This is a genomic window from Kitasatospora sp. NBC_01300 (assembly GCF_041435235.1).
Taxonomy (GTDB): Bacteria; Actinomycetota; Actinomycetes; order Streptomycetales; family Streptomycetaceae; genus Kitasatospora.
This window is the reverse complement of sequence record NZ_CP108408.1, coordinates 75,166-98,506: the sequence shown is the minus strand read 5'-3', so window position 1 is coordinate 98,506 and position 23,341 is coordinate 75,166. Positions and strand designations below refer to the sequence as shown.

Annotated in this window: 24 protein-coding genes; 11 read left to right on the top strand and 13 right to left on the bottom strand. The window is 75.9% G+C overall.

Annotated elements, in window-relative coordinates; genetic code table 11:
- Nucleotides 1–6: 6 nt before the first annotated feature.
- From OG556_RS00490 to OG556_RS00475, 4 genes are all read right to left on the bottom strand, one after another.
- Nucleotides 7–648, bottom strand: coding sequence for a flavin reductase family protein (locus tag OG556_RS00490; RefSeq protein ID WP_371515271.1), 642 nt, complete (start codon nt 646–648; stop codon nt 7–9).
- Between the two features lie 272 nt (nt 649–920).
- Entirely contained in the window at nt 921–1,553 is a 633-nt protein-coding gene (locus tag OG556_RS00485) for a carbonic anhydrase (RefSeq protein ID WP_371515270.1), read from the bottom strand.
- Nucleotides 1,554–1,790: 237 nt separating this feature from the next.
- Nucleotides 1,791–2,414: a PASTA domain-containing protein gene (locus tag OG556_RS00480; RefSeq protein ID WP_371515269.1), complete on the bottom strand. Its 624-nt coding sequence runs from the start codon at nt 2,412–2,414 to the stop codon at nt 1,791–1,793.
- Entirely contained in the window at nt 2,414–2,953 is a 540-nt protein-coding gene (locus tag OG556_RS00475) for a SigE family RNA polymerase sigma factor (protein ID WP_363378197.1), read from the bottom strand. Before OG556_RS00475 ends, OG556_RS00480 begins: the two co-directional genes overlap by 1 nt.
- Nucleotides 2,954–3,290: 337 nt before the next feature.
- On the opposite strand from OG556_RS00475, the gene sigK (OG556_RS00470) reads away from it, so the two are divergent.
- Together sigK (OG556_RS00470) and OG556_RS00465 are read left to right on the top strand one after the other, a co-directional pair.
- Nucleotides 3,291–3,917, top strand: a complete 627-nt coding sequence (gene sigK, locus OG556_RS00470; RefSeq protein WP_371522508.1) for an ECF RNA polymerase sigma factor SigK — start codon at nt 3,291–3,293, stop codon at nt 3,915–3,917.
- 341 nt (nt 3,918–4,258) lie between these two features.
- Entirely contained in the window at nt 4,259–5,227 is a 969-nt protein-coding gene (locus OG556_RS00465; protein ID WP_371515268.1) for a MerR family transcriptional regulator, read from the top strand.
- A 510-nt stretch (nt 5,228–5,737) separates the two neighbouring features.
- Here OG556_RS00465 and OG556_RS00460 read toward each other — a convergent pair.
- The 4 genes from OG556_RS00460 to sigK (OG556_RS00445) form a co-directional block, all read right to left on the bottom strand.
- The gene (locus OG556_RS00460; protein WP_371515267.1) at nt 5,738–6,436 is read right to left on the bottom strand and encodes a fasciclin domain-containing protein; all 699 of its coding nucleotides are present in this window, start codon (nt 6,434–6,436) and stop codon (nt 5,738–5,740) included.
- A gap of 74 nt (nt 6,437–6,510) precedes the next feature.
- Nucleotides 6,511–8,172: a molybdopterin-dependent oxidoreductase gene (locus OG556_RS00455; RefSeq protein WP_371515266.1), complete on the bottom strand. Its 1,662-nt coding sequence runs from the start codon at nt 8,170–8,172 to the stop codon at nt 6,511–6,513.
- A 209-nt stretch (nt 8,173–8,381) separates the two neighbouring features.
- Entirely contained in the window at nt 8,382–9,131 is a 750-nt protein-coding gene (locus tag OG556_RS00450) for an anti-sigma factor domain-containing protein (protein WP_371515265.1), read from the bottom strand.
- A complete protein-coding gene (sigK, locus tag OG556_RS00445; RefSeq protein WP_371515264.1) occupies nt 9,128–9,712 on the bottom strand; it encodes an ECF RNA polymerase sigma factor SigK in 585 nt (194 codons plus the stop codon). The genes OG556_RS00450 and sigK (OG556_RS00445) overlap by 4 nt, the downstream gene beginning before the upstream one ends.
- A 439-nt stretch (nt 9,713–10,151) precedes the next feature.
- Between sigK (OG556_RS00445) and OG556_RS00440 the strand changes: the two genes are divergently transcribed.
- From OG556_RS00440 to OG556_RS00430, 3 genes are all read left to right on the top strand, one after another.
- Nucleotides 10,152–11,654: an SDR family oxidoreductase gene (locus OG556_RS00440; RefSeq protein WP_371515263.1), complete on the top strand. Its 1,503-nt coding sequence runs from the start codon at nt 10,152–10,154 to the stop codon at nt 11,652–11,654.
- A 122-nt stretch (nt 11,655–11,776) separates the two neighbouring features.
- Entirely contained in the window at nt 11,777–13,099 is a 1,323-nt protein-coding gene (locus tag OG556_RS00435; RefSeq protein WP_371515262.1) for a deoxyribodipyrimidine photo-lyase, read from the top strand.
- A 220-nt stretch (nt 13,100–13,319) separates the two neighbouring features.
- The gene (locus OG556_RS00430; protein WP_371515261.1) at nt 13,320–14,147 is read left to right on the top strand and encodes an alpha/beta fold hydrolase; all 828 of its coding nucleotides are present in this window, start codon (nt 13,320–13,322) and stop codon (nt 14,145–14,147) included.
- Nucleotides 14,148–14,174: 27 nt separating this feature from the next.
- Here the strand turns inward: OG556_RS00430 and OG556_RS00425 are convergent, their stop codons facing one another.
- The 3 genes from OG556_RS00425 to OG556_RS00415 all read right to left on the bottom strand — a co-directional run bounded on the left by OG556_RS00425 (nt 14,175) and on the right by OG556_RS00415 (nt 17,091).
- Complete coding sequence (locus OG556_RS00425) at nt 14,175–15,284, bottom strand: PP2C family protein-serine/threonine phosphatase (protein WP_371515260.1); 1,110 nt, start codon at nt 15,282–15,284, stop codon at nt 14,175–14,177.
- Between the two features lie 146 nt (nt 15,285–15,430).
- Nucleotides 15,431–16,237 carry a hypothetical protein gene (locus OG556_RS00420; RefSeq protein ID WP_371515259.1) on the bottom strand — a complete coding sequence of 269 codons (807 nt, stop codon included), beginning with the start codon at nt 16,235–16,237 and terminating at the stop codon, nt 15,431–15,433.
- 212 nt (nt 16,238–16,449) lie between these two features.
- The gene (locus OG556_RS00415; protein ID WP_371515258.1) at nt 16,450–17,091 is read right to left on the bottom strand and encodes a TetR/AcrR family transcriptional regulator; all 642 of its coding nucleotides are present in this window, start codon (nt 17,089–17,091) and stop codon (nt 16,450–16,452) included.
- Between the two features lie 48 nt (nt 17,092–17,139).
- Here OG556_RS00415 and OG556_RS00410 point away from each other — a divergent pair, with 48 nt between their 5' ends.
- Together OG556_RS00410 and OG556_RS00405 are read left to right on the top strand one after the other, a co-directional pair.
- On the top strand, nt 17,140–18,003 hold the full coding sequence (locus tag OG556_RS00410; protein WP_371515257.1) for an alpha/beta fold hydrolase: 864 nt from the start codon (nt 17,140–17,142) through the stop codon (nt 18,001–18,003).
- 185 nt (nt 18,004–18,188) lie between these two features.
- Nucleotides 18,189–18,656, top strand: coding sequence for an NADAR family protein (locus tag OG556_RS00405; protein WP_371515256.1), 468 nt, complete (start codon nt 18,189–18,191; stop codon nt 18,654–18,656).
- Between the two features lie 35 nt (nt 18,657–18,691).
- Here the strand turns inward: OG556_RS00405 and OG556_RS00400 are convergent, their stop codons facing one another.
- Complete coding sequence (locus OG556_RS00400; RefSeq protein ID WP_371515255.1) at nt 18,692–19,519, bottom strand: BPL-N domain-containing protein; 828 nt, start codon at nt 19,517–19,519, stop codon at nt 18,692–18,694.
- 256 nt (nt 19,520–19,775) lie between these two features.
- On the opposite strand from OG556_RS00400, the gene OG556_RS00395 reads away from it, so the two are divergent.
- The gene (locus tag OG556_RS00395) at nt 19,776–20,288 is read left to right on the top strand and encodes a cupin domain-containing protein (protein ID WP_371515254.1); all 513 of its coding nucleotides are present in this window, start codon (nt 19,776–19,778) and stop codon (nt 20,286–20,288) included.
- A 257-nt stretch (nt 20,289–20,545) separates the two neighbouring features.
- On the opposite strand, the gene OG556_RS00390 is transcribed toward OG556_RS00395, so the two are convergent.
- Nucleotides 20,546–21,298 carry a hypothetical protein gene (locus OG556_RS00390; protein ID WP_371515253.1) on the bottom strand — a complete coding sequence of 251 codons (753 nt, stop codon included), beginning with the start codon at nt 21,296–21,298 and terminating at the stop codon, nt 20,546–20,548.
- 467 nt (nt 21,299–21,765) lie between these two features.
- Between OG556_RS00390 and OG556_RS00385 the strand changes: the two genes are divergently transcribed.
- The 3 genes from OG556_RS00385 (at nt 21,766) to OG556_RS00375 (ending at nt 23,338) form a co-directional block, all read left to right on the top strand.
- Nucleotides 21,766–21,999, top strand: a complete 234-nt coding sequence (locus OG556_RS00385) for a hypothetical protein (protein ID WP_371515252.1) — start codon at nt 21,766–21,768, stop codon at nt 21,997–21,999.
- 18 nt (nt 22,000–22,017) lie between these two features.
- Entirely contained in the window at nt 22,018–22,818 is an 801-nt protein-coding gene (locus OG556_RS00380) for a helix-turn-helix domain-containing protein (protein WP_371515251.1), read from the top strand.
- A 79-nt stretch (nt 22,819–22,897) separates the two neighbouring features.
- Nucleotides 22,898–23,338, top strand: coding sequence for a hypothetical protein (locus OG556_RS00375; protein ID WP_371515250.1), 441 nt, complete (start codon nt 22,898–22,900; stop codon nt 23,336–23,338).
- Nucleotides 23,339–23,341: the final 3 nt, after the last annotated feature.

Sequence of the window (23,341 nt, the reverse complement as noted above, 5' to 3'; positions counted from 1 at the left end):
GGGGCGTCAGGCCCGGACACCGGCGGGCAGGCGGCCCGGCATCTGCCAGCCCTCGGCGAGCCGGGAGGGGGCGAGCCGGCGCCCGTCGCCGAAGAACTCGCAGAACTTCATGATCAGCGGATCCCAGCCGAGCGGGTCCACGTAGTGGTCCGTACCGGGCACGATCAGGCGCTCCTCGACGTGCGCGCGCACCACGGTGACCTCGAAGGCGGTGCAGTGCGGGTTGCCCGCCAGCGGCGCGGCCGCCTCCAACCTGCACTCCAGCTGGACCGGGCACTCGGCGACGCGCGGCGCGCGCACCAGCTCCGACGGCTGCTCGGTGAGCCCGGCGACGGCGAACTTGCCCCGCTCGAAGCGGTAGCCCTGCTGCCGCCGGTGCTCGGTCACATCCGGGTTGGCGGTCAGCAGCGCGAGGGCGTCGACGGCGTCCACCTGCCCGGAGGAGGGCAGGTTGAGCACGCACTCGCCCTCGCGCCGCAGGTTGACGGCCGTCTGGGCGGTGTTGCCCAGGCCCAGCACGCAGGACTGCCCCAGCCACCACGCCGAGGACATCGGCGCCAGGTTGGCGCCGCCGTCCTCGTTGCGCGAGCTGATCAGCACCACCGGGGTGCCTAAGTAGAGGACCTTGAGGTCGGTGGCCTTGTGCACGGGAGCCGTCCTTGGGTGGGGAACCGTTGCCGGCCTCCGACTCTGCCCCCGCCCGGGAGGGGGCGCTGGCGGCGATCGGACACCGCGTTCCCGGCCCCGGCGGGGGCGCGCGGCCCTACGCCGGACGGCCCTACGTTGGACGGCCCCGCACGCATCGGCTCGGCCCGACACGCCGGCAAGGCCCGACACGCCGGCAAGGCCCGGCACGCCGGCAAGGCCCGGCACGCCGGCACGGCCGTACGGGCGGGTTCAGCGCCCGTACGGGCCGGCGGTCAGAACGCGGCGCTGACCGGACCGCGGGCGGCCACCGTACGGGCCTGGCCGTCGCGCAGCCGGTAGGACAGACCCACGACGGCCGCCGAGCCCTCGGCCACCTTGGCGGCCAGCAGCTGGGAACGCTCCAGCAGCAGGTCCACGGTCTGGCGGATGTGCTCGTCGACGATCCCGTCCGGGTCCTCGATGCCCGCGGCCCGGGCCGACACCACGCTCGGGGTGACCCGCTCCACCACGTCCCGCACGAACCCGCCCGGCAGCCGCCCTTGGTCCAGCGCATCCATCGCCGCGCCCACCGCGCCGCACGAGTCGTGCCCCAGCACCACCACCAGCGGGCACTCCAGCACGCTCACCCCGTACTCGATGCTGCCCAGCGCCTCCGCCCCGGTGACGTGCCCGGCCGTCCGCACCACGAACAGGTCGCCCAGCCCCCGGTCGAAGATGATCTCGGCCGCCAGCCGGGAGTCCGAACAGCCGAACAGCACCGCGAAGGGCCGCTGAGCCGGCGCGAGGGCGGCCCTGCGCCCGGCGTCCTGGTTGGGGTGCTCCGGGCTGCCCGCGACGAAACGGGCATTGCCCTCCATCAGCACCCGCATCGCCTGGTCGGGGCCGGATATCGGTGAGGAGATCATGCCTGCACCCTAGATCGCCGCAGGTGGGGCCCGCAGCAGGGGGGCCGGGGCAGGGGACCGCCACCGCGTCGCTCCTCACCCGGCCGGCCCGGTCCACAGCCCAGTCGGCCCAGTCCACGGCCCGCCCGCCCTGCTGCGGCCGGCCTCGCCCGGCCGCTTCGCCGCCCGTGTGGCGGGAGGCCGGGGGATGTCGTCAACTCGCCGCCTGAGTGGCGGTGTTGGGCGTGACGGTGCCGGTCAGCGGCCCGGCCTGCCCTTGGAGACGAACACCTGGACCGTCGAGTGCTCGGGCGCGGTGTGGCCGGCCTGCGGCGCGGAGTTGATGACCGACCCGGCGGGCACGTTCCAGTCGGTGAACTCGTGGACCTCGTAGCGCAGTCCCGCCGCCTCCAGCGCCCTGACGGCCGCGTCCTTGGCCAGGTTGACGACCGGCGGCACACTCACCTGCACCCCGTCGGTCGGCTGCATCACCGGGGAGGGGGTGCCGAAGGCCATCGACGGCCCGGGCGCGGGAGCGGACCCGGCGGGGGATGGCGCGCCGGAGGACATCGGCGCCGAGGCGTTCGCGGGGCCCGCGGGCAGGCCGCCGGAGGGCGACGGGCCCGAACCCGGCGCGAGCAGTGCCGCACCCGTGCCGATGGCGACCACCGCGGCCGCCGCCACCGCGCCGCTGAGCACGGTGCGACGGCGCACCGTGCGCCGGATGGCGAGGGCATCGATGGCGGGGGCCGGGGTGTTGTCGGCGAATGCGGTCATGGCGGCGAGGAGTTCCTTGTCGAAGTCGTGGTCGAAGCCGGGGCCGGGGTCGAAGCCGGGGTCGGGGGAGGGGTGGTCGGGATCGTGGGACGGGAAGCGGGTCATCACGCACCTCCGCGCGAGGTCGGCGGCGCGGACGGGACGTCCTGCCGGGGCAGTGCGGCCCGCAGTTTCGCGAGGCCGCGGGCGAGTTGGGAGCGCACGGCGCCGGGGGAGATGTCCAGCGTCTGCGCGATCTCCTGGTCCCCCAGGTCGTGGAGGTAGTACAGGACGACCACGGTGCGCATCCCCATCGGCAGCGTGTGCAGCGCCGTGACGAGCTCCGCGCGCAACTCCACCGACCGGTAGGCGTCGCGCGGGTCCGCGTGCTCGGCGCCGGGCGCCGCGCCGGGCCGCTCACCGGAGCGGCTCAGCCGCCGCCACCGGTCGTTGACCAGGTTCACCAGGATCCGGCGCACGTACGCCTCGGGCGCCTCCGCGGCCGCCACCCGCCGCCAGTTGCGGCAGGACCGTTCCAGCGCCTCCTGGACGAGGTCCTCCGCGGTGTGCGCGTCCCCGGTGAGCACGTACGCCGTCCGGAACAGCGCGCCCGAACGCTGCTGTACGAACTCGACGAAGTCGATCCCGGGACTGGCCCTGCGCAGCCTCACCCGCCGCCCTCGCTCTCTTCACTCTTCTCACTCTTCCGCCGTCACCTTCGCCCCCATGACGGCCCCCGGCACCGCCCTGCTGCACCGCCACCGCGAAAGTGACGCGGCTCACAACGCTTCGAAGCCGGACGGGCCGGACCACCGCGGCAGCCCGGGGAGCGCACGCGCGGGCACACGCACGGGCACAACGATGCGCAAACGATGCGAGTAGCCCAGGCGATGGCCGCTCCGAGACGGTCGCCATGTGCACGCACTGATCGACCGGCCGGCACCCCGGCCCCCGGCGCCCCGGCCCCCGGCAGGCGAGACGCCCCGCACCGAACCCCCCGGCATCGAACCCCCGGGCGACGGCGGGCAGGCCGGGCTGCGCGCCCTGGCGGCACGCGTGGCCGGCGGCGACGAACGGGCCTTCGAGGAGCTGTACGCCGCCACCGCCGGAACCGTCCTGGGCCTGGTGCTGCGGGTGCTGCGCGACCACGCCCAGGCCGAGGAGGTCACCCAGGAGGTGTTCCTCCAGGTGTGGCGGGAGGCGGCGCGCTACCGTCCCGAGCGCGGCGAGGTCCTGCCCTGGATGCTCACCCTCGCCCACCGGCGCGCCGTCGACCGGGTCCGCTCCGCCCAGGCCGCCGCCGACCGCGACCGCACCGCCGCCCTGCGCGCCTACACCCCGGTCTTCGACGAGGTCGCCGACCAGGTCGAACACGACCTGGACCGCGGCCGGGAACGCGAACGGCTCCGCCGCGCCCTGGCCACCCTCACCGACGTCCAGCGCGAATGCCTGCTGCTGGTCTACTACGGCGGCCGCACCCAAGCCCAGGCCGCCGAAGCCCTCGGCGCCCCCCTCGGCACCGTCAAGACCCGCATCCGCGACGCCCTGCTACGCCTGCGCACCCAACTCGCCGACCCCCCACCCCACCCGGCACAGCCCCGCACCTGCACCTGCCTGCCGAATCTGTAGACCGACCTGCATATTCCTCTCGGGCCCGCGGTCGTGGTGCGCGTAGGAAGTCGACGGGTCCGACTTCCTGTGCGCGTCGGCGGCAAGGTTCTGTGCCCGGGCTCGCACCTGCCGGGGGCCTCGGCGCGCCGGGGAGTGAATCTGTAGACCGACCTACATATTCCCTCCAGGTCCGCAACCGGGGTGTGCGTAGGAAGTCGGCGGGTCCGACTTCCTGCGCGCACCGACCGCTTCCGCGGGACGAGTCCTGCTGTGCCGCCCCGCATTCGCGACGCCCGCCGCCCCGGCCCGCCCCGCATAGGCTCACGTATGTGCCCGTCCCCGTCCCGGTCCCCGTTCCCGTGACTGCCTCCGCCGGCCGGCCTCCGGCCCAGGCCAGCCTGACCACCGGTGCCCTCGCCCGCATGCTCGGCGTCTCCCCGACCACCGTCCGCTCCTGGGAACGCCGCTACGGCATCGGTCCCGCCCGGCGCGATCCCGGGCGACACCGCCAGTGGAGCCCGCGGGACGTCGCCGTCCTGGCGGAGATGTGCCGTCTGACCGCCCGCGGCGTCACCCCGGCCGAGGCGGCCCGCCTCGCCCTCGCCGCCGAGGCCCCAGAACCCCCCGAGGCTCACGAACCGCCGCCGCCTGCCGGCGCACCGGCAGGCGGCGGCGGGAACACCCTGCCCGTCGGCACCGTCCGCCCCGAATGCCGGGGGCTGGCCCGCGCGGCCGTTCGCCTCGACGCCCCCGAGCTCGCCCGGATCCTGCGACACAGCGTCGACACCCTCGGCCCGGTCGCCGCCTGGACCGAGGTCATGATGCCCGCGCTGCGCGCCGCCGGCCGCAAGTGGGCCGCCGAGGGCGAGCGCTACGTCGAGGTCGAGCACCTGCTGTCCTGGCACGTCGCGGCCGCTCTGCGCCGCGCCGCCGACCGGGTCGAGCCGCCGCAGGGGCCGGCCGTCCTGCTCGCGGGCATGCCCGCCGAACTGCATGCCCTGCCGCTGGAGGCGCTGGCCGCGGGGCTGGCCGAACGGGGCCTGCCGTTTCGGATGTTCGGCCCGGCCCTGCCGACCGAAGCGCTGCTGGAAGCGGTCCGCCGCACCGGCCCGCCCGCCGTCCTGCTCTGGTCCCAGGTCGCCCGCACCGCCGACCGGGCCCTGGCCCGCCGTGTCGCCGAGACCGCGTGGGGCCCCCACGGTGCCCGCACCCGTCCCGTCGTCCTGACCGCCGGCCCCGGCTGGACCGGCTCCCGCCGCCCCCCGGGTGCCCTGCGCCCCCGTGACCTGCCCACCGCCCTCGACCAGCTGGAGCACCTGCTGCGCTGACCCCCGCCTGCCGGTGTGGTCATGTGGCGCGGTTCCACAGGCCGGCTCGCGCCGCTGGCTTCGGGCATGAATATACCGACCGGTCTACAGATTTGATCGCGCCCACAGTGCCCACAGTGCGCACAGGAAGTCGGCCTGCCCGACTTCCTGTGCGGGGCGCCGCAAAGGGGCAAAAATATATCGGTCGGTCTACATATTCGGCTGCGCGGACGGTGGGTGGGCGGGCGGGGGCCGGGCGGTGGGAGCGGTTCGGCGCGCGCGAGAAGTCGGACCTGTCGACTTCTCACGCGGCCGGAATCGTGGAGCACGAGAAATATGCCGGTCGGTCTACATATTTCCCTGGCGGGGGCCGCAACGCCGCAGTGCACAGGAAGTCGGCGGGTCCGACTTCCTGTGCACGGGCGGGCCTGCGGGGTCTGCGGGGCCTGCGGGGCGTGGGGAGGTGGGGGTGCGGCCCCCGGTTACCGGGGGTTGTTCGCCGGGGGCCGCGGTTCATGGGCTGATGCCGGGTCAGGAGGCGGGCATCAGGACGGTGTCGACGATGTAGACGGTGGCGTTGGCGGTCTGGACGTCGCCGCACAGCACCTTGGCGGCGGAGTTGACGGTGAAGTCCGGGGCGGCGCCGGTCACGGTGAGGTCGTCGGAGGCCAGGGTCTTGTGCCCGCCGGCGAGTGTCGCCGGAGCCAGGCGCTGGGGGACGACGTGGTAGGTGAGGATCTTGGTGAGCTTGTCCTTGTCGGCGAGGACGGCGTCGAGGTCCTTCTTCGGGAGCTTGGCGAAGGCGTCGTTGGTGGGGGCGAAGACGGTGATGTTCTTCGCGGAGTTGAGGGTGTCCACCAGGCCGGCCTGCTTGACGGCGGTGACGAGGGTGGACAGCAGCGGGTTGTTGGAGGCGGCGGTGGCGACCGGGTCCTTGGCCATGCCGGTGAAGCTGCCCGCCCCGTCCTTGGGGACGGCCGCGCACGCGGTGCCGAACGGCTGCCCGGCCGTCACCTGCTCGGCGGCCTGGGCACCGGAAGCCGGGGCACCGGAAGCCTGGGCACCGGACGGCTGGGGCGCGGCGGCCGCGGTGGTGCTCTTGGCCGTGTCCGAGGACTTCGCCTCGCCGCCGCCGCCACCGCTGCTGCTGCACGCGCTCAGGGCGGCGGCCAGCAGGCCGGCGGCGAGGACGGCGGCGAAGGGCTTGCGGACCAGGACGGTCGTGTTCATGGACGGATTCTCCTGTCAGGGGGCATCGGGCGGATCCCGGGTGCCGAAGGGGTGGGGAAGTCGTGGGAGTGGGGTCAGGTGACGGTGACGACGACGCTGTGCCAGCCCGTCGCCCCCGAGGGGTAGGGGGGTGTGCGGGTGGCGGGCTGGACGGCCCCGGTGCCGTCGGTGGCACGGGCCTCGAGGCGGTGGGTCCCGGGGGCGGCGCCGGTCCAGGTGTGGGTCCACTGGCGCCACAGGTCGGGCCCGGCGTCGGCGGCCAGTTCGGCCTGCCGCCAGGGCCCGCCGTCGACGCGCACCTCGACGGCGGCGATGCCTCGGTGGGTGGCCCAGGCGGTGCCGGCCACCGTCACGTCGCCGGGCGGTACGCGGGCGAACGGCGCGGGCACGTCGATCCGCGAGGCGGTGCGGACCTCGCCGGTGCGGTCCCAGCCGCGCTGCACCCAGTACGGGTCGCGGGCGGCGAAGGTGGTCACCTCCAGGTCGACGAGCCACTTGGTGGCCGAGGTGTAGCCGTAGAGGCCGGGCACCACCGTGCGGCAGGGGAAGCCGTGCTCGACGGGCAGCGCCTCGCCGTTCATCGCCACCGCGAGCAGCGCCTGGCGCCCGTCGAGGAGCGTCTCGACCGGGGTGCCGATCGTCATGCCGTCCTGCGAGCGGCCGACGAGCTGCTCGGCGCCGGAGCGGACGCCGGCGCGGCGCAGCAGGGCGGGCAGCGAGGCGCCGAGCCAGCGGGTGGTGCCCGCGTAGGGGCCGCCGACCTCGTTGGAGACGCAGGACAGGGTGTGGTCCAGCTCCTCCAGCCCGAGGGCGAGCAGGTCGTCGAAGCCGATCAGCAGCGGGCGGTCGACCAGGCCGTGCAGCCGCAGCGACCAGGCGCGCGGGTCGATGCGCGGCAGGGTCAGGGCGGTGTCGACGCGGTAGAAGTCGGCGGTGGGGGTGATGAACGGGGGCAGGCCGGGGACCGTGGCGCCGACCGCGCGCGGCAGTGGCGGCGCCGGGCGCAGCGGCGGCGGCAGGCGGACGGCGGCGCGGGCCGCGCTGACGTCGCCGCGCCGGTCGGACAGGACGCGTCCGGCCGTGCCGAGGGCGGCGGCCGCGCCGATCGTGGCGCCGGCCGCCAGGACGCGCCGCCGCCCGGGCCCGGTCGGCCGGACCGGGCCCGAGCCGGGGGAAGGGCCAGAGGAAGGGTCAGAGGAAGGGCCAGAGGAAGGGCCAGGGGAAGGGTCGGGGGAGAGGCCGGGGGAGAAGGCGGGTCGGGTCAGCCACCACAGCACGGCGACCGCGCCGCCGGCCGCGGCGGCGGAGGGCAGCAGGTCGGTGGGGACGGCCTGCGGGCGGGCCAGCGCGGCCCAGGCGCCGAGGCCGCCGAAGGCCGCGAACAGGGCGGCCGCCGCACCGCGACGGCGTACGGCCAGCACGCCGAGGGCCGCGGCCGCGAGGCCCATGACGGTGTAGATCCCGCCCAGCAGGACCGCCTTGTCGCCGGTGCCGAACCGCTGGACCGCCCACGTCTTGACGGCGGTGGGCGCGAGGTCGATCGCCGCCGAGCCGATCGCCACCACCGGTGAGGCCTGGGGGCGGGTGAACGCCGCCGCCGCCTCACCGGCTCCCACGGCCGCGGCGGCGGCCGCCAGCCCGCACAGCGCCGCCACGGCCGGCCCGGCGGCACGGGTGCGTGCTCGGGGGAGGGCGCCCGGCGGGCTGCTGCTCGTCTCATCGGTCACGGTCCTCATTCGGCGGTCCGGCTCCACCGGATGGGTGCGAGTCCGGATACCCCCCGATCGGGTGACATCGCTCTGGCCGGGTGACACCGCCCGGTCAGGGGTGAGGGCCGCTCAAGGGGCGCCCGAGCACCCCTTGAGCGGCCCCCTCACCGTCTCCTGACCCCCGCCCGGCCCGGCCTGACCCCGGCCCGGCCGTCCGCCCGGCCCGGCCCTCCCGCTCAGGTGAACGGGATCAGCAGGACCGGCGCCCCCGTGGGGTGCGCGGAGCCGGCCGAGGGCTCCACCGTGACCCCGATGCCGCGCGCGCCGTCCAGGGGGCCGTCCAGCAGGAACGCGCCGTCGCCCCGGGGCATCAGCCCCGCCGGGCGCATCGCGGCGCCGTCGTCGAACCACAGCTCGTACGCCGTGCCGTCCGCCGGGGCGGGCAGGCCGGAGGCCAGGAGGACGGCCCGGCCCTTGTCGTGCGACCAGACCACCGCCCCGCTGCCGGTGCCGCCGGCCGCCGGGCCGCTCGCCCGCCGGGCGTCGGGTGCCGTCAGCAGCCCGGTGACCTGGTCCTGGTGCCGCTGCAGCGTGGCGGCGAGAGCCCTGGCCCGGTCCGCCTCCCGGTGCTGCTGGACGGCCACGCCGCCGAGGGCCGCGGCCGCCGCCAGACAGGCCGCCAGCGCCAGCCGGGGCCAGCCGCGGGCGAGCCGCCCGGGGCGCCGGGCGCCGTCGGGCCCGGCCGCGGCGCGCGGCGCCTCCTGCCGGACGGTGTCCAGCGCGCCCATCACCCGCGACTTCAGTTCCCCGGGCACCGCGACGGCCTGCGCGGCGCCCAGCCTGGCCAGCGTCGCCGTGAACTCGGCGACCTCCCGGGCACAGGCCGGGCACTGCGCCAGGTGGCGTTCGAACTGCGCGCGCTCGTCCGCGTCGAGGGCGTGCGCGGCGTAGGCGCCGGTCAGCGTGTGCAGGTCGGCGCCGCTCATGCTCCCACTCCCAGGCAGTCGCGCAGCCGGATCAGCGCGTCGCGCATCCGGGTCTTGACGGTGCCCAGCGGCGTGCCGAGCAGTTCGGCGACCTGCGGGTAGGTGTACCCGCGGTAGTAGGCCAGCGTGATCGACTCCCGCTGCAGCTCGGTCAGCCCCTTCAGGCAGCGCCGCACCTGCTCGCGCTCCAGCCGCCCCTCGACCTGCTCGGCGACCTCGTCGAACGCCGGCGTGTGCGAGGCGGCGGCGGCCCGCCGGTCGCGGTCGGCGGCCGCCTGCGCCGCCCGCACCCGGTCCACGGCGCGGCGGTGGGCGATGGTCAGCACCCACGCCAGCACCTCCCCGCGCTCGGGCCGGTAGCGGGCGCAGGTGCGCCACACCTCCAGCATCACCTCCTGCGCGACCTCCTCGGACTGCGCCGGATCCCGCAGCACCCGGCGGACCAGCCCCAGCACCGGGCCCGCCACCGCGTCGTACAGCCGACCGAACGCCTCCCGGTCGCCGAGCGCGGTCCTGCTCAGCAGCTCCTTGAGGTCGGTGCCCGGACGCCCCGGCCCGGACAGGTGGACGACCGTGCTCATCCGGCCACCTCGTGCTCGCAACACACGGGCGACGGCCCCGGCCAGTGAACGGTGGGCATGGGCACGACCTCCAGGGAATCCCGGCCGGGCGGACACCCGGCCGGGCCGACGGAACACGGCGACGTCAGGCGTTCGAAGCCGCACCCGGCGCGGATTGCCCGCCAAGGACACCGGATTCCCGGCCCCCGCGCCCGCACGGCTCCCGGCCCCCGCGCCCGCACGGCTCCCGGCCCCCGCGCCCGCACGGCTCCCGGCCCCCGCGCCCGCCCCGGCCTCCCCGCCCCCGCGCGCACGCCCGGGCGCCCGCAGGAGACCCCTGGGAGACTCGAATCCCCGGCCGTGTCCAATCCCCGGCCGCGTCCGCTCCGAACACCCCGGCAGCGCCCCCGCGCCTGGCGGGGCACGGGGGGCGCACCCGCCCGCACGAGAGGAGCCGCAGGTGGACGAGCCGACCCGGACGCGCCCGCACTGCCTGGTCACCGGCGCCACCGGCTACATCGGCGGGCGCCTGGTGCCCGAACTGCTCGCCGCCGGGTACCGGGTGCGCTGCCTGGTCCGCGACCCGCTCCGGCTGCGGGACCAGCCCTGGCGGGCCGACGTGGAGGCCGTCACCGGGGACGTCACCCGCCCCGAGACCCTGCCCGCGGCCTTCGACGGGATCGACGCCGCCTACTACCTGGTCCACTCCCTGGGCACCGGGCCCGGCTTCGAGACCCGGGACCGGCAGGCCGCCGAGGCCTTCGCCGAGGCGGCCGCCGCCGCCGGCACCCGGCGCATCGTCTACCTCGGCGGACTGCTGCCCGCCGGGGTCCCCGAACCGCACCTGTCGGCCCACCTGCGCTCGCGCGCCGAAGTGGGCCGCGCCCTGCGCACGGGCGGCGTCCCCACCGCCGAACTGCGGGCCGCGGTGATCATCGGCTCCGGCTCGGCCTCCTTCGAGATGCTGCGCCACCTGACCGAACGGCTCCCGGCGATGGTCACCCCCCGCTGGGTCGACACCCGCATCCAGCCGATCGCCGTACGCGACGTGCTGCGCTACCTGGTCGGCGCCGCCGCCCTGCCCCCCGAGGTCGACCGCACCTTCGACATCGGCGGGCCCGACGTGCTCACCTACCGGCTGATGATGCGCCACTACGCCGAGGTCGCCGACCTGCCCCGGCGCCTGATCGTGCCGGTGCCCGTGCTCTCCCCGCGCCTGTCCAGCCACTGGGTGGGCCTGGTCACCCCCGTACCGGGCTCGCTCGCCCGCCCGCTGGTGGAGTCGCTGCGCCACGAGGTGGTGTGCCGCGAACACGACATCGCCTGCTGGATCCCCGACCCGCCCGAGGGCCTGACCGGCTTCGACCGGGCCGTGGAACTGGCCCTGCGGCGCATCCGCGACGCCCAGGTCTCCACCCGCTGGTCCTCCGCCTCCCTGCCCGGCGCGCCCAGCGACCCGCTGCCCACCGACCCCGACTGGGCCGGCGGCAGCCTCTACCAGGACCTGCGCCGGCGCCGGGTGGCCGCCGACCCGGCCGCGCTGTGGCGGGTGGTGGAGGGCGTCGGCGGCGAGAACGGCTGGTACTCCCTGCCGCTGGCCTGGGCCCTGCGCGGACGCCTGGACCGCCTGGCCGGCGGCGTCGGCCTGCGCCGCGGCCGCCGCGACCGCCACCGGCTGCGGGTCGGCGACGCGCTCGACTTCTGGCGGGTCGAGGAGATCGAACCCGGACGCCTGCTGCGGCTGCGCGCCGAGATGCGCCTGCCGGGCCTGGCCTGGCTCGAACTGCGCGTGACCCCCGACGGCGACGGCGGCGCGCTCTACCAGCAGCGGGCGCTGTTCCACCCGCACGGACTGGCCGGCCACCTCTACTGGTGGTCGGTGGCGCCCTTCCACGCCCTGGTGTTCGGCGCCATGGCCCGCAACATCACCGAACGCGCCCGACCCGCCCGACCCGCCGCCTGACACCCCCACCCCGCACCCCCCACCCCGCACCCCCCACCCGCACCCCCCACCCGCACCCCCCACCCACACCCGCCTCCCGACACCCGACACCCGCACCCGCACTCCACCGCACGAGGCCCCCGATGAGCACCGCCGTCGTCCTGTTCACCCAGGACCTGCGCCTGCACGACAACCCCGCCCTGCACGCCGCCCGCACCCGCGCCGACCAGGTCGTCCCCCTGTTCGTCCTCGACCCGGCCATCGCCCGGGCCGGCTTCGCCGCCCCCAACCGGCAGGCCTTCCTCGCCGAGAGCCTCGCCGACCTCGACCGGGCGCTGCGCGCCGCCGGCTCCCGCCTGGTCCTGCGCCACGGCGACCCCGCCGAACAGGCCGCCCGCCTGGCCGCCGAGTGCGCAGCCGACACCGTCCACACCAACGCCGGCGTCTCCGCCTTCGCCACCCGCCGCGAACACGCCCTGCGCCGCGCCCTCGGCGAGCGCCTGCACCTGCACGACGCCGCGCTCACCATCGTCCCCGCCGGCCTCGTCACCCCGGCCGGGCGCGACCACTACGCCGTCTTCACCCCCTACCACCGCGCCTGGCAGCAGGCCCCCCGGCGCACCGTCCTGCCCGCCCCGCGCACCCTCGCCACCCCCGACGGCCCCGCGAGCGCCCCGTTGCCCGCCGCCCCCGCCGGCACCTCCCCGGGCCGCGCCCCCGGCGGCGAGAGCGCCGCCCGCCGCCGCCTGCGCGCCTGGAACCCGGACGACTACGAGCAGTTGCACGACGACCTCGCCGCCGACGCCACCTCCCGCCTCTCGCCGTACCTGCACTTCGGCTGCCTGTCCGCCACCGAACTCGCCCACCGCGCCGGGAAGTCCGACACCCCCGGCGCGGCCGCGCTGGTGCGCCAGCTCGCCTGGCGCGACTTCCACCACCAGGTCCTCGCGGCCCGCCCCGACGCCGCCCACGCCGACTACCGCCCCCGCCCCGTCCGCTGGTACGACGACGAACGCGAGCTCCAGGCCTGGCGCGAGGGCCGCACCGGCTACCCGATCGTCGACGCCGGCCTGCGCCAACTCGCCCACGAGGGCTGGATGCACAACCGGGCCCGCCTGCTCACCGCCTCCTTCCTCACCAAGAGCCTGCGCCACCACTGGCGCCCCGGCGCCGCCCACTTCCTCGCCCTGCTCGTCGACGGCGACCTCGCCAACAACCAGCTCAACTGGCAGTGGGCCGCCGGCACCGGCACCGACACCCGCCCCAACCGCGTCCTCAACCCGCTGCGCCAGGCCGACCGCTACGACCCCGACGGCGCCTACGTGCGCCGCTGGGTCCCCGAGCTCGCCCACCTGCCGGCCCGGGACGTCCACCGCCCCTGGGAGCTCGCCGAGCCCCCGGCCGGCTACCCGGCGCCGCTGCTGCCCCCCGACGCCCTCGGCACCCGCATGCGCGAGAGCGGCTGAACCGCCCTCACCCGGAACTCACCCGCCCTCACCCGGAACTCGCCCGCCCTCACCCGAACGGCGTAGCGCCGCGTCCGCTCCCGCCCGGGCCCCGGCCGCCGCGGGATGCGGGCCCCACCCGCCTCCCGTTGGATGAAACCCGCGGCCCGGCAGGCCGCCCCCGGCAGGTCACCCCGGCAGGCCGCCCCACCCCCGGCGCACCACCCGAAGGAGCAGGAGCATGCCCATCTCCAGGACCCGCGACGGCGTCGAGATCTTCTACCAGGACTGGGGCAGCGGGCGCCCCGTCGTGTTCATCCACGGCTGGCCGCTCAACGGCGACGCCTGGCAGGACCAGCTGAAGGCCGTCGCGGACGCCGGCCTGCGGGCCATCGCCCACGACCGGCGCGGCCACGGCCGTTCCGCCCCGGTCTACGGCGGCTACGACTTCGACACCTTCGCCGACGACCTCGACAGCCTGCTCACCGGGCTCGACCTGCGCGACGTCACCCTGGTGGCCCACTCCATGGGCGGCGGCGAGCTCGCCCGCTACATCGGCCGCCACGGCACCGGGCGGATCCGCTCCGCCGTCCTGCTGTCGGCGATCACCCCGTCCATGCTCCAGGGCCCCGACAACCCGCACGGCGTGCCCGGCACCGTCTTCGACGACATCAAGGCCGGCATCCTCACCGAGCGCTCCCAGTTCTGGCAGGACACCTCCGTCAACTTCTTCTCCGCCGACCGCCCCGGCTCCCGCGCCACCCAGGGCAACCGGGACGCGTTCTGGTTCATGGCGATGCACCAGACCATCGAGGGCGGCGTCGACTGCGTGGACGCCTTCGGCTACACCGACTTCCACGAGGACCTGGCCAGGTTCGACATCCCCACCCTGATCGTGCACGGCGACGACGACCGGATCGTCCCCGTCGAGGCGACCGCCCGCCGGGCCGCCCGGATCATCCCCGGCGCCGTCCTGAAGGTGTACGAGAACGGCTCGCACGGCATCGCGATGGTCCCCGGCGACAAGGAGCGCTTCAACGCCGACCTGCTGGAGTTCCTCAAGCAGTGAGGACACCCCAGGGGAGCCCCGGCAGTCTCAGGGCGCGCGGCGCAGGGACAGCGCCGTGACGTCGTCGCGGCTGCGGCCCCCGCTCCAGCGGCGGGCCTCGCGGTCCAGGGCCTCGGGCAGCAGGGAGGCGGGGGCGGCGGCGAGGGCGGCCAGGCCCCGCTCGACGGGGTAGAACGCGCCGGTGGCGTCCTGGGCCTCGGTGATCCCGTCGGTGAGCAGCACCAGCACGCCGTCCTCGGGCAGCGCGAACCACCGGACGGTGCGCACCTCGTCGGCCAGTTCCGCCAGCCCGAGCGGCACCCCGGCCGGCAGCGGCACGGCCTCGACCCGGCCGTCGTGCAGCAGGTAGGGGGCGAGGTGGCCGCAGTTGACGGCCTGCACGTCCGCGCCGCGCTCCACGCCCAGCACGGTCGCGGTGACGAAGCGCTCGCTCTCGCCGCCCTGCACCGCGTACGCGTTGTGCCGTTCCACCGCCGCCTCCAGGGCGTCCGCGACGCCGGTCAGCGCCGGCTCCCGGAAGGCCGCCTCCCGGAAGGCGCTCAGCACCGCGAAGCCCGCGCCGATCGCCGGCAGGCCCTTGCCCTGCACGTCGCCCACCAGCACCCGGGTGCCGTACGGGGTGTCGGCGACGTCGTACAGGTCGCCGCCGACCAGGGCGTCCTCCTCCACCGGCCGGTACAGCCCGTACAGCTGGACGTCGGGGGTGAGCACCGGCAGCGGGCGCAGCAGCTGGCGTTGCAGGGCGACGGCGGTCTGCCGCATCCGGAACAGCTCCCGCTCGCGCCGCACCCGGCGCGCGCACAGCCCGACCACGGCCGCCTCGGCGCCGACCACCCCCACCAGGGTGCCCACCCGGGCGGCCAGCGAGGACGGCGGGAACAGCACCGTGCTGACCGCCACCACCCCGGCCACCCACACCGAGGCCGCGACCGTCTGCGCGACGGTGCCCAGCCCCGCCAGCAGGGCCGGCAGGAACACCAGCAGCAGCACCAGCCGGGCGCTGGTGCCGCTCGCCACCTGGGCGAGCAGCACCACCGCGGTGGAGGCCAGCACCCCCAGCACCACCGCCCGGTTGCCCGGCGCCCGCATCTCCCCGCCGTCCCGCTCCCCGCTCCCGTCCCCGTCCGCGCCGCCCACCCCGCCGTCCTCTCCGCCGCCTCGCCGTCCCCCCAGGCATACCGGCGGCCCCACCCGGCCGCCAGCGCAGCCCGCCCGGACGGGCGAGCGCCCGCCCGGGAGCGCCCGCCCGTGCCCCGGCGGTCAGGCTGCCCGCGGCCCGGCCGTCAGGCGCAGGTGCTGTCCGCGCAGAGCTGCCACGGCTCCCAGGAGACGAACCGGTCCGCCTCGGTGGTCCGCCAGGAGCGGTCGCGGTTCCACTCGCGGACGGTCACCCGCAGCCGCCCGTCCGGCAGTTGGACGATCGAGGACGGCGCGCCCAGGCCCGCGTTGGGGTCCGGCAGCCGGGGCAGCCGGCGCACCGGGCCCCAGGAGTCCCGGGCGTCGCCGTCCTGGCTGCGCACCTCCATGGCCGCGTTCGTGTCGGCGCCGGAGGCGAAGACGTGCAGTCGGCCGTCGCGTTCCCTGAAGAGCGTGAGCCCGCCGTGGTAGGGCGGCGGTGACAGCTCGAAGTTCTCGGTCGGGGTCCAGGAGCCGCCGGGCGCGGGCAGGACGGTGTGGCAGAAGCCGCCGTAGGAGGCGAAGAACACCTCCAGGGCGCCGGCGCTGTTCTCGACGGCGCTCACCTGGTACAGCTTCGGGCCCACGGGGGTGGCGCTGACGCGCTCCCAGCCGCCGTAGGCGCCCCCGGGCGCGTCCTGGGAGCGGTGCCAGACGAAGGGCAGGAGGGAGGCCGCCGAACTGTCGTAGAACTGCTGGAACTGTTCGGTCCGCCCGTCGGAGCGCGGCGTCTCCAGCAGGGTGTTCGGGAGGGCGGTACTGGCCAGGCCCTGGGCGGTCGCGTCGGCCCCGCACCCGGCGGCGACGCCCGGCGCGGGGGCGGTGCCCGCCGTCGTCGTGGCCCACGCGGTCGTTCCCGCGAAGGCCACGACCAGCACACCCGACAGCACGGCTTGCGGAAGTCTCCTGTACACGGTCGGTGAACCTCCCCATTCGGTAACGGAAAAGGAGTGCCCGGCAGGGGAGTCGGCCGCTTTCGCCGGCCCCTCGCGCGGGACCGGCACATTCTCGTGCACCGGCGCCGGGGCGGACAGGGCGCCTGCGGGGCGGCCGGACGGGATCCGGCCGAACGGTGGCCCGCCCCGGCGGCGGGGGAAGGCCGGCCGGTCCGGGGGGGGGTGACAGGTCAGGCGGTCGGCAGGTCCGGGGCAGCGTCACCGCGGGGGCGGCCGCGGAACAGCTCGTCCAGGTGGTGGGTGAGGATCGCCAGCGCGGCGTCGCCGGTGCGCTGGCCGCCGAGCACGCTGGAGCCGAGGCCGTTGACCATGGCCAGCAGCCCGGCGGCGGTCATCTCCGGGTCCCTGGCGGGGTCGATCTGCCCGTCCTGCTGGGCCGCGCGGACCTGCTTGGCGAGGAAGCCCTCCAACAGGTCGGGCTGGGGCGTCCCGTGCTTCTCCACCAGCGCGGGATCGCTGAGCACCAGCGTGTAGTACGCGGCGTAGGTGCGGGTGATCCGGCGGCTCTCCGGGTCGGTGGGCAGGATGCTGGACAGGACCGCGGTCACCAGGCCGCGCGGCGTGGGCGGGGTGGCGGCCGCGGTGATCCACGCCGCCATGCGGGCCTGGAGCTGGGCGCCGAGCCGCTCCAGCGCGTCCAGCAGCAGCCCCTCCTTGGTCGTGAAGTAGTACTGCACCAGCCGCAGGGAGACGCCCGCCTCGGTGGCGACCGCCCGCATGCTGGCCGCCTGCAGCCCCTGGGTGTCGGCGATGCGCAGCAGTGCTTCGGCGATCTGCCGCCGGCGTTCCTCGTGATCGACCCGCGCGTTCATGAACGACCTCCCTGGTACACCCGTATCATGCCGTGATACACATGTATCATGCGAATCAGCCAGTTCAAGAACGACCAGGCCGGGGACCGGTTTCGCGCCGCCTACGAGCGGGCCCTGACGGAACTGTGGCCCGGGCCACGGACGGCGCTGGACCTCCCGACCGCGTTCGGGACCACCCGCGTCTACCGCACCGGCCCGCAACACGGCGAGCCGATCGTGCTGCTGCCCGGCTCGGGCGGAAACGCACTGATGTGGCACCGCTACATCGACACGCTGGCCCGCCACCGCCCGGTCATCGCCGTCGACACGATCGGCGAACCGGGCGCGAGCGTGCAGAGCGCCCCGATCGCCGACGGCCGGGACGCGGCCGCCTGGCTGGACGAACTCCTGACCGCACTGGAGGTGACGGACGCCCAGGTCGTCGGCTGCTCCTACGGCGGCTGGCTGGCGCTCCACCACCAGATCCACCACCCCGGGCGGGCCGCCTCCCTCACCCTGGTGGACCCGGCCGGCTTCGCCGACATCGGCGCCCGCTTCTACGCCTGGGTGATCGCCGGCGGCCTCGCCGCCACCGCGCCGCGAGCGCTGCGCCCCCGACTGGCCCGCCTGGTCGGCAACAGCGCCATCCTGGAGACCGAGCTGATGGCCCTGATGCGCGCGTCGATGGGCTTCCGCCGCGCGCTCCCGGTGCCCCCGGTCCTGTCCGACGAGGAACTGCGCCGCCTGGACGTCCCCGCACTGTTCCTGCTCGGGGAGCGCAGCGCCATGCACGACGCGCACGCGGTCGCCGAGCGCCTCGGCCGCCTCGTGCCCTCGGCCCGGACGGAGATCGTGCCCGGCGCCGGCCACGCCCTGCCGACCGACCGGCCGGACCTGGTGGCCGACCGCGTCCTGCACCCCGCCGGGCGGTAGCGCCACCGGCCGGGCCCGGGGGCTCCCGCTGCGCACCGTCCCGCTGACGGAGCACCACGTGAACCGCGCCGCCCCCGCCGAGGCCCGTCGAACCCGCGCCCGCGACCGGACGAAAACCGGTTGCGGGCGCGGCCGCACGCCTGCGACCGTACGGATCCCGCCAACGCCCCCTCCGCGAGGCCCCGATGACCATCTACTTCTACGGCGCCGACGAAGCCCCGCACGGCTGCTTCTCCAACTTCTCCCCCCACCCCCTCCACCTCGACGGACACCTCTGGCCCACCTCCGAGCACTACTTCCAGGCCCAGAAGTTCGCCGGCACCCGCCACGCCGACCTCGTCCGCCGCGCCCGCACCCCGCTGCGCGCCGCCGAACTGGGCCGCGACCCGGCCGGACCGCTGCGCCGCGACTGGGAGCGCGTCAAGGGCGACGTGATGCGCCGGGCGGTGGCGGCCAAGTTCCGGGAGCACCCGGACATCCGCGCCGTCCTGCTCGCCACCGGCGACGAGGAACTCGTCGAGGACACCGGCACCGACCACTACTGGGGGCGCGGACGCACCGGCACCGGCAGGAACATGCTCGGCCGCATCCTGATGCGCACCCGCACCCGGCTGCGCGCCGAGTTCCCCGCCGGACCCGCCGAGCGGGCGTGACACCGCAGCTCACCCGCAGGCGAGTTGACGGAACGTCAGGACGAGGGGGCTGCCGCCATCAGGTCGTGCAGCAGGTCGTCGCCCAGGCCCAGGCCGGTCTTCGACTCGTCGGGCAGGTGGTAGTCGCGGTACCAGTCCGCGGGGGCCTCCGGGTGCGGGCCGCTGACCGCCACCCGGCCGGCGCCGTAGGGGGCGATGACGGCGGCGGCGCGGTCGTTGGTGTAGCGGGCCAGGACGTCCACGCCCGGGCCGTCGACGTCGAAGTACGGGCCGTCCTGGAAGTACATCCGCTGCGGGCGGCCGCGCCAGGCGACGTCGACGAGGCGGTCCTGCTCGTCGGTGACGGTCGCGCCCCGGGAGCGGATGTACTGCCCGGAGTCGCCCGGCAGGAGGTCGTAGCCCGGGTCGCCGGCCAGGTAGCCGCCCATGCACAGGCCCAGGTAGCGCCCGCCGCCCCGGACGTAGTCGCGCACCAGCTCCGGCGAGAAGCCCGGGTCGCGCTGCATCAGGCCCCACGCGGTGCTCACCTCCTGCCCGTTGGTGCCGCCCGGCTGCACGTACAGCGCGGCGCCGGCCAGCACGCCCGCGCCGAAGCGCAGCCGCTCCTCGGGGCCGACGTAGCGCACCGCGAAGCCGTCGCGCTCCAGCAGCTCCCGCGCCGCCTCCGGGCAGCCCTCGCAGGCCGCCGGGCCCCGGTAGACCAGTGCGAGCGGCCGCCCGTCGGCGGCGGCGACCGCGTCGTCGCCCGCGCCGTCCCCCGGGCCGTCCGGTACGGGGGAGGTGCCGCAGGCGGACGCCGTCAGCAGTGCCGCCGCCACCGCCAGGGCCGCGGCGGCCCGCCCGGGCCGCCGCCCACCCCTCATGACCGGCACTCCCGCCATCGCCGACACCCTCCCCGCGCCCTACGCCGTGTGCAGCGACGACGCTACGGGCACGGCGGCCCGCGCCGCACATCCGCCCCCCGAACGGGTGCCACCGCGCTGTCCGCGTTGACGGGACAGGGGCCCGGGGCAGTGGCGCGGGCGGGCGGGCCAGGCGGACGCGGCCCGGGAATTGACCCATGAAAGCGGCATTCGATTGCCACCTGATGGCCGGTCTTTCCGGTTCTAGCCTGGTCCCATGACGACGAGCAACACCGCCCCCGCCGCCCCCGTGCTGACCCGCCACGCCGAGGCCGAGACCTGCGCCGACCCGAGCAGCACCATGACCCTGCTCGCCGACTCGGCGCACACCGAGGGCGGGTTCACCAGCTACCGCTCCACCTTCGCCCAGGGCGCCGTCGGCGCCCCCGCGCACTTCCACACCCGGGCCTGGGAGCTGTTCTTCGTGATCGGCGGCTCGCTGCAGGTGCTGGTCGGCGAGGAGGTCACGATCCTGGGCGAGGGCGACTTCCTCGCCGTGCCGCCGCACACCCCGCACGCCTTCGCCGCCGCCCCGGGCGCCGAGGCCGACGTCCTGTTCGTGTTCACCCCGGGCATGGACCGCTTCGACTACCTGCGCCTGCTGGGCCGCGTGATGCGCGGCGAGACCGACCCGGGCGCGATCGCCGCCTCCGCCGGGCGCTTCGACAACCACTACGTCGACAGCCCCGCCTGGCGCGCCGCCCTCGACCGGAGCGCCGCCCCCGCCTGAAGCCCCCGCCCCCGCCTGCCCCCGCCCGGGGCCCGTGACGGCCGCTCCCGGCGGGCCGGTGCGGGCCGGGTGTGGAACGGTGGAGGCCGGGGGTGTCCTGGTTGCGAGAGGAGTGGCCATGTCGTCGAAGCGTCGCCGCAAGAAGAAGGCCCGGGCCCGGCGCGGGGCCAACCACGGCCGCCGGCCCCAGTGCTGAGCGCCTGAACCGTGCGCGCGGCCGGGGCGCCGCCCCCGGCCGCACCGGCCGCACCGGCCGCTCAGGCCGGTTCGCGCCCGCGCCCGCGCGGCACGGCGTGGTACGTGCAGGTGTCCGTCCAGCCGTGGCCGAAGGTGAGCACCAGTACCGGGCCCCGCCCCTCGGCGCGGGCGGCCCGCAGCAGCGCGCCCGGGTCGCCGTCCGGCGGGATCTGCTCGTGCCGGAAGCACACGTCGCTGCCCGTGCGCGGCCAGTGCGGGTCCGGGCGGGGGATGCCGGGCAGGTCCCAGACCAGGGTGGCGTCGGCGGTGGACAGGCTCGGGCCGGGCATCCGCCGGCCGTCGGGGAAGAGGCCGCGGTCGCGGTGGTAGCGCAGCGCGTAGGCGACCGTGCCCGGTGAGTACGGCGGTTCGTCGCCCCAGGTGTTCGGGAAGCCCCAGTCGGCCAGGCCCGCCGCCTCGATCCTGGGCAGCACGGCGGTGACGTCCTCGCCGGTGGCGAAGTAGGCGGCGGCGCTCATCCGGCAGACCAGCACGCCGCGGCCCTCGGCGGTGGTGGTGAGCAGGCCGAGCGAGGAGGGGCGGTCGCAGTGGTCGGCGACGCGGGTCAGCAGGTGCGTCACACCCTCCACCGCGGCCAGGCCCTCGACCAGCCGGCGGATCCGCTCGCGCTCGGCGGCCCGCAGCGCCTCGGCCCGCGGCGAGGAGGCCAGGGCGCGCAGCCGGCGGGTGGTGGGCAGGCGGGCGCGCAGCGCGTCCCGGGCCCGTGCGGGCTGGGCCAGCAGCAGGCCGAGCAGGTACTCGAAGCCGTTCACCGGTCGGGGTCCTCTCGGGCCGGGGGAATGGGGAAATGCAGAGAGACCGCTCGGGCCGCTGGGGCCGGGCGGTCTCTGCTGTTCGGACGGGCCCATGCGCCAACACGGCCCGCTGCCGGTGTTCCCGAAAATGTTGGAGTAGACAGCGCCCCCGGGCTCCTGACCCGCAGGTCTGGATGACGCTGCTGCACATCGTCACATTCAGCCAGGACGGCTACAAGGGCGAGTTGCACAAAAATGCATCAAATTCCGGTTTCGAGTTCCTGAACTGCACTGATATCACAGGGTTGTGACGAGATTGCGGGCCGGGACCGGGATTCTGGCGCATCAATCTTCGCGATGTTCACCGAACCGATTGGGAATCACCCGTACGCCTGACAGAGTGTTGCGCGAAACGGGTTCCTCGCGTGACGCCAACCACCGAAGTGCCCGTCCGTTGGAGTAGACGGTGATATAGGAGGTCCTCGATGACGAGGAAGCGGAAGAAGAAGCGCACCCCCGCCCACTGCGCCGCCGGCCACCCGGCGCCGCCGCGACCGGGCCTGCCCTGGCCGTCCGGCCCCGCGCAGACGGCCGTGGTCGTCGTGGTGGTCGTCGTGGCCGCCGCCCTGGTGAGGACGGGCATGTCGGCGGGAGCGGCGCTCGAACTGGCCGCCGGCGGGCTGCTGTTGAATGCCAGGCTCCAGCAGGGGCGGGCCTAGAAGGAACGCCGGACCGCGATGGGACGCCAGGAGAAACCGATCGCGGCGACCGAGCCGGCCCTGGGCCGGCTCGCCGCGTTGCTGCGCGAGCAGCGTGAAGAGGCGGGGCTGACCTACCGTCAGCTCGCCGACCGGACCAACTACCACCCGACCACCCTGCAACGGGCCACCAGCGGCCGGACCATGCCGAACTGGGAGGTCGTCGAGGCCCTCACCCGGGCCTGCGACGGCGACCTCAAGAAGGCCCGCCGCAAGTGGACCCAGGCCAACTACTGGGCCCACGTCCCGCGCCCCTCCGGGGCCCAGCGCCGGGCGCCGCGACGGTTCAACCCCGAACAGGTCGACTCCCTCGCCGACCTGCGACGGGCGATGCACGAGATGCGGCGCAAGGCCGACTGGCCCTCCCTGGAGGAGCTGGACCGCCGGGCCCGGGCCGGGGGAGGGCGCCTGCCCTCCAGCACCCTGGCGCTGGTCCTCAGGGGTGAGGCCCCGCTGCGCAAGGCGGTGTTCCTCACCTACATGGAGGTCTGCGGGGTCAAGGAGGCCCGCCGCGCACTGTGGGCGGCGGCCTGGGAGCGGACGAACAATGCCCGCACCCCGGCACCGGTGAACTCCCGCACGTACCAGCGGGAGTTCACCCGGGCCATGCAGTCCTCCAGCAGCGGCACCTCGACGGACATCCTGTTCAAACTGTGGGTGACCCTGCGCAACAGCCTGGCCGCCGACCGCGCCGACCGCGCCGAGGACGCCGGCCACCCCGGCCACTCCGCCGGGACGGGCCGCGACGGCACCGGCGACAACCCGCCGGTACTCGTGTGACCCGGTCCGCGGACGGGGACGCGCCACCAGCGCCCCGTCCGCGGACCAGCACCCACCCGCGCCACCTCGGGAATCAACCATGCCGACACCACCACGACAGCCGACCACCGCCACGACCACCACCGCCACGACCATCGCCACCGGACCGGCGCTGGGCCTGTGGGCGCTGTACGACCTCCACCTGCGCCACTACCTCGACTACGCAGCCCTGCTGCTCCCCGCGGCCGACGCCCCGCTGGCCGTCCAGGGCGCCTTCGACGACCTCAGCGGCCACTGGCTCGACGCCCTGGCCACCGCCAGCCCGGCCGCCTGCGCCTGGCAGGCGGTGCGCCGACGCGTCTGCGCCCTGGCCGGCCCGCGCCCGCTCGGCCCGGTCGCCCACCTCACCGCCCCCCAGCAGGACGTCCTGCTGCTGCACCTGGTCCTCGACCTGCCCGCCGTCGAGGTCGCCGCCCTGACCGGCACCGAACCGGGCGCCGTCCACGTGCAGCTGCGCTCGCTGGCGTCCGTCCGCCGGTAGCCG

Coding starts and splice junctions, on each gene's coding strand:
- OG556_RS00485 (WP_371515270.1), bottom strand. CDS start 1,553: ATGATCTCCTCACCGATATCCGGCCCCGACCAGGCGATGCGGGTGCTG.
- OG556_RS00480 (WP_371515269.1), bottom strand. CDS start 2,414: ATGACCCGCTTCCCGTCCCACGATCCCGACCACCCCTCCCCCGACCCC.
- OG556_RS00460 (WP_371515267.1), bottom strand. CDS start 6,436: ATGAACACGACCGTCCTGGTCCGCAAGCCCTTCGCCGCCGTCCTCGCC.
- OG556_RS00455 (WP_371515266.1), bottom strand. CDS start 8,172: ATGAGGACCGTGACCGATGAGACGAGCAGCAGCCCGCCGGGCGCCCTC.
- OG556_RS00450 (WP_371515265.1), bottom strand. CDS start 9,131: ATGAGCGGCGCCGACCTGCACACGCTGACCGGCGCCTACGCCGCGCAC.
- sigK (WP_371515264.1), bottom strand. CDS start 9,712: ATGAGCACGGTCGTCCACCTGTCCGGGCCGGGGCGTCCGGGCACCGAC.
- OG556_RS00435 (WP_371515262.1), top strand. CDS start 11,777: ATGAGCACCGCCGTCGTCCTGTTCACCCAGGACCTGCGCCTGCACGAC.
- OG556_RS00430 (WP_371515261.1), top strand. CDS start 13,320: ATGCCCATCTCCAGGACCCGCGACGGCGTCGAGATCTTCTACCAGGAC.
- OG556_RS00415 (WP_371515258.1), bottom strand. CDS start 17,091: ATGAACGCGCGGGTCGATCACGAGGAACGCCGGCGGCAGATCGCCGAA.
- OG556_RS00410 (WP_371515257.1), top strand. CDS start 17,140: ATGCGAATCAGCCAGTTCAAGAACGACCAGGCCGGGGACCGGTTTCGC.
- OG556_RS00405 (WP_371515256.1), top strand. CDS start 18,189: ATGACCATCTACTTCTACGGCGCCGACGAAGCCCCGCACGGCTGCTTC.
- OG556_RS00400 (WP_371515255.1), bottom strand. CDS start 19,519: ATGAGGGGTGGGCGGCGGCCCGGGCGGGCCGCCGCGGCCCTGGCGGTG.
- OG556_RS00395 (WP_371515254.1), top strand. CDS start 19,776: ATGACGACGAGCAACACCGCCCCCGCCGCCCCCGTGCTGACCCGCCAC.
- OG556_RS00385 (WP_371515252.1), top strand. CDS start 21,766: ATGACGAGGAAGCGGAAGAAGAAGCGCACCCCCGCCCACTGCGCCGCC.
- OG556_RS00380 (WP_371515251.1), top strand. CDS start 22,018: ATGGGACGCCAGGAGAAACCGATCGCGGCGACCGAGCCGGCCCTGGGC.
- OG556_RS00375 (WP_371515250.1), top strand. CDS start 22,898: ATGCCGACACCACCACGACAGCCGACCACCGCCACGACCACCACCGCC.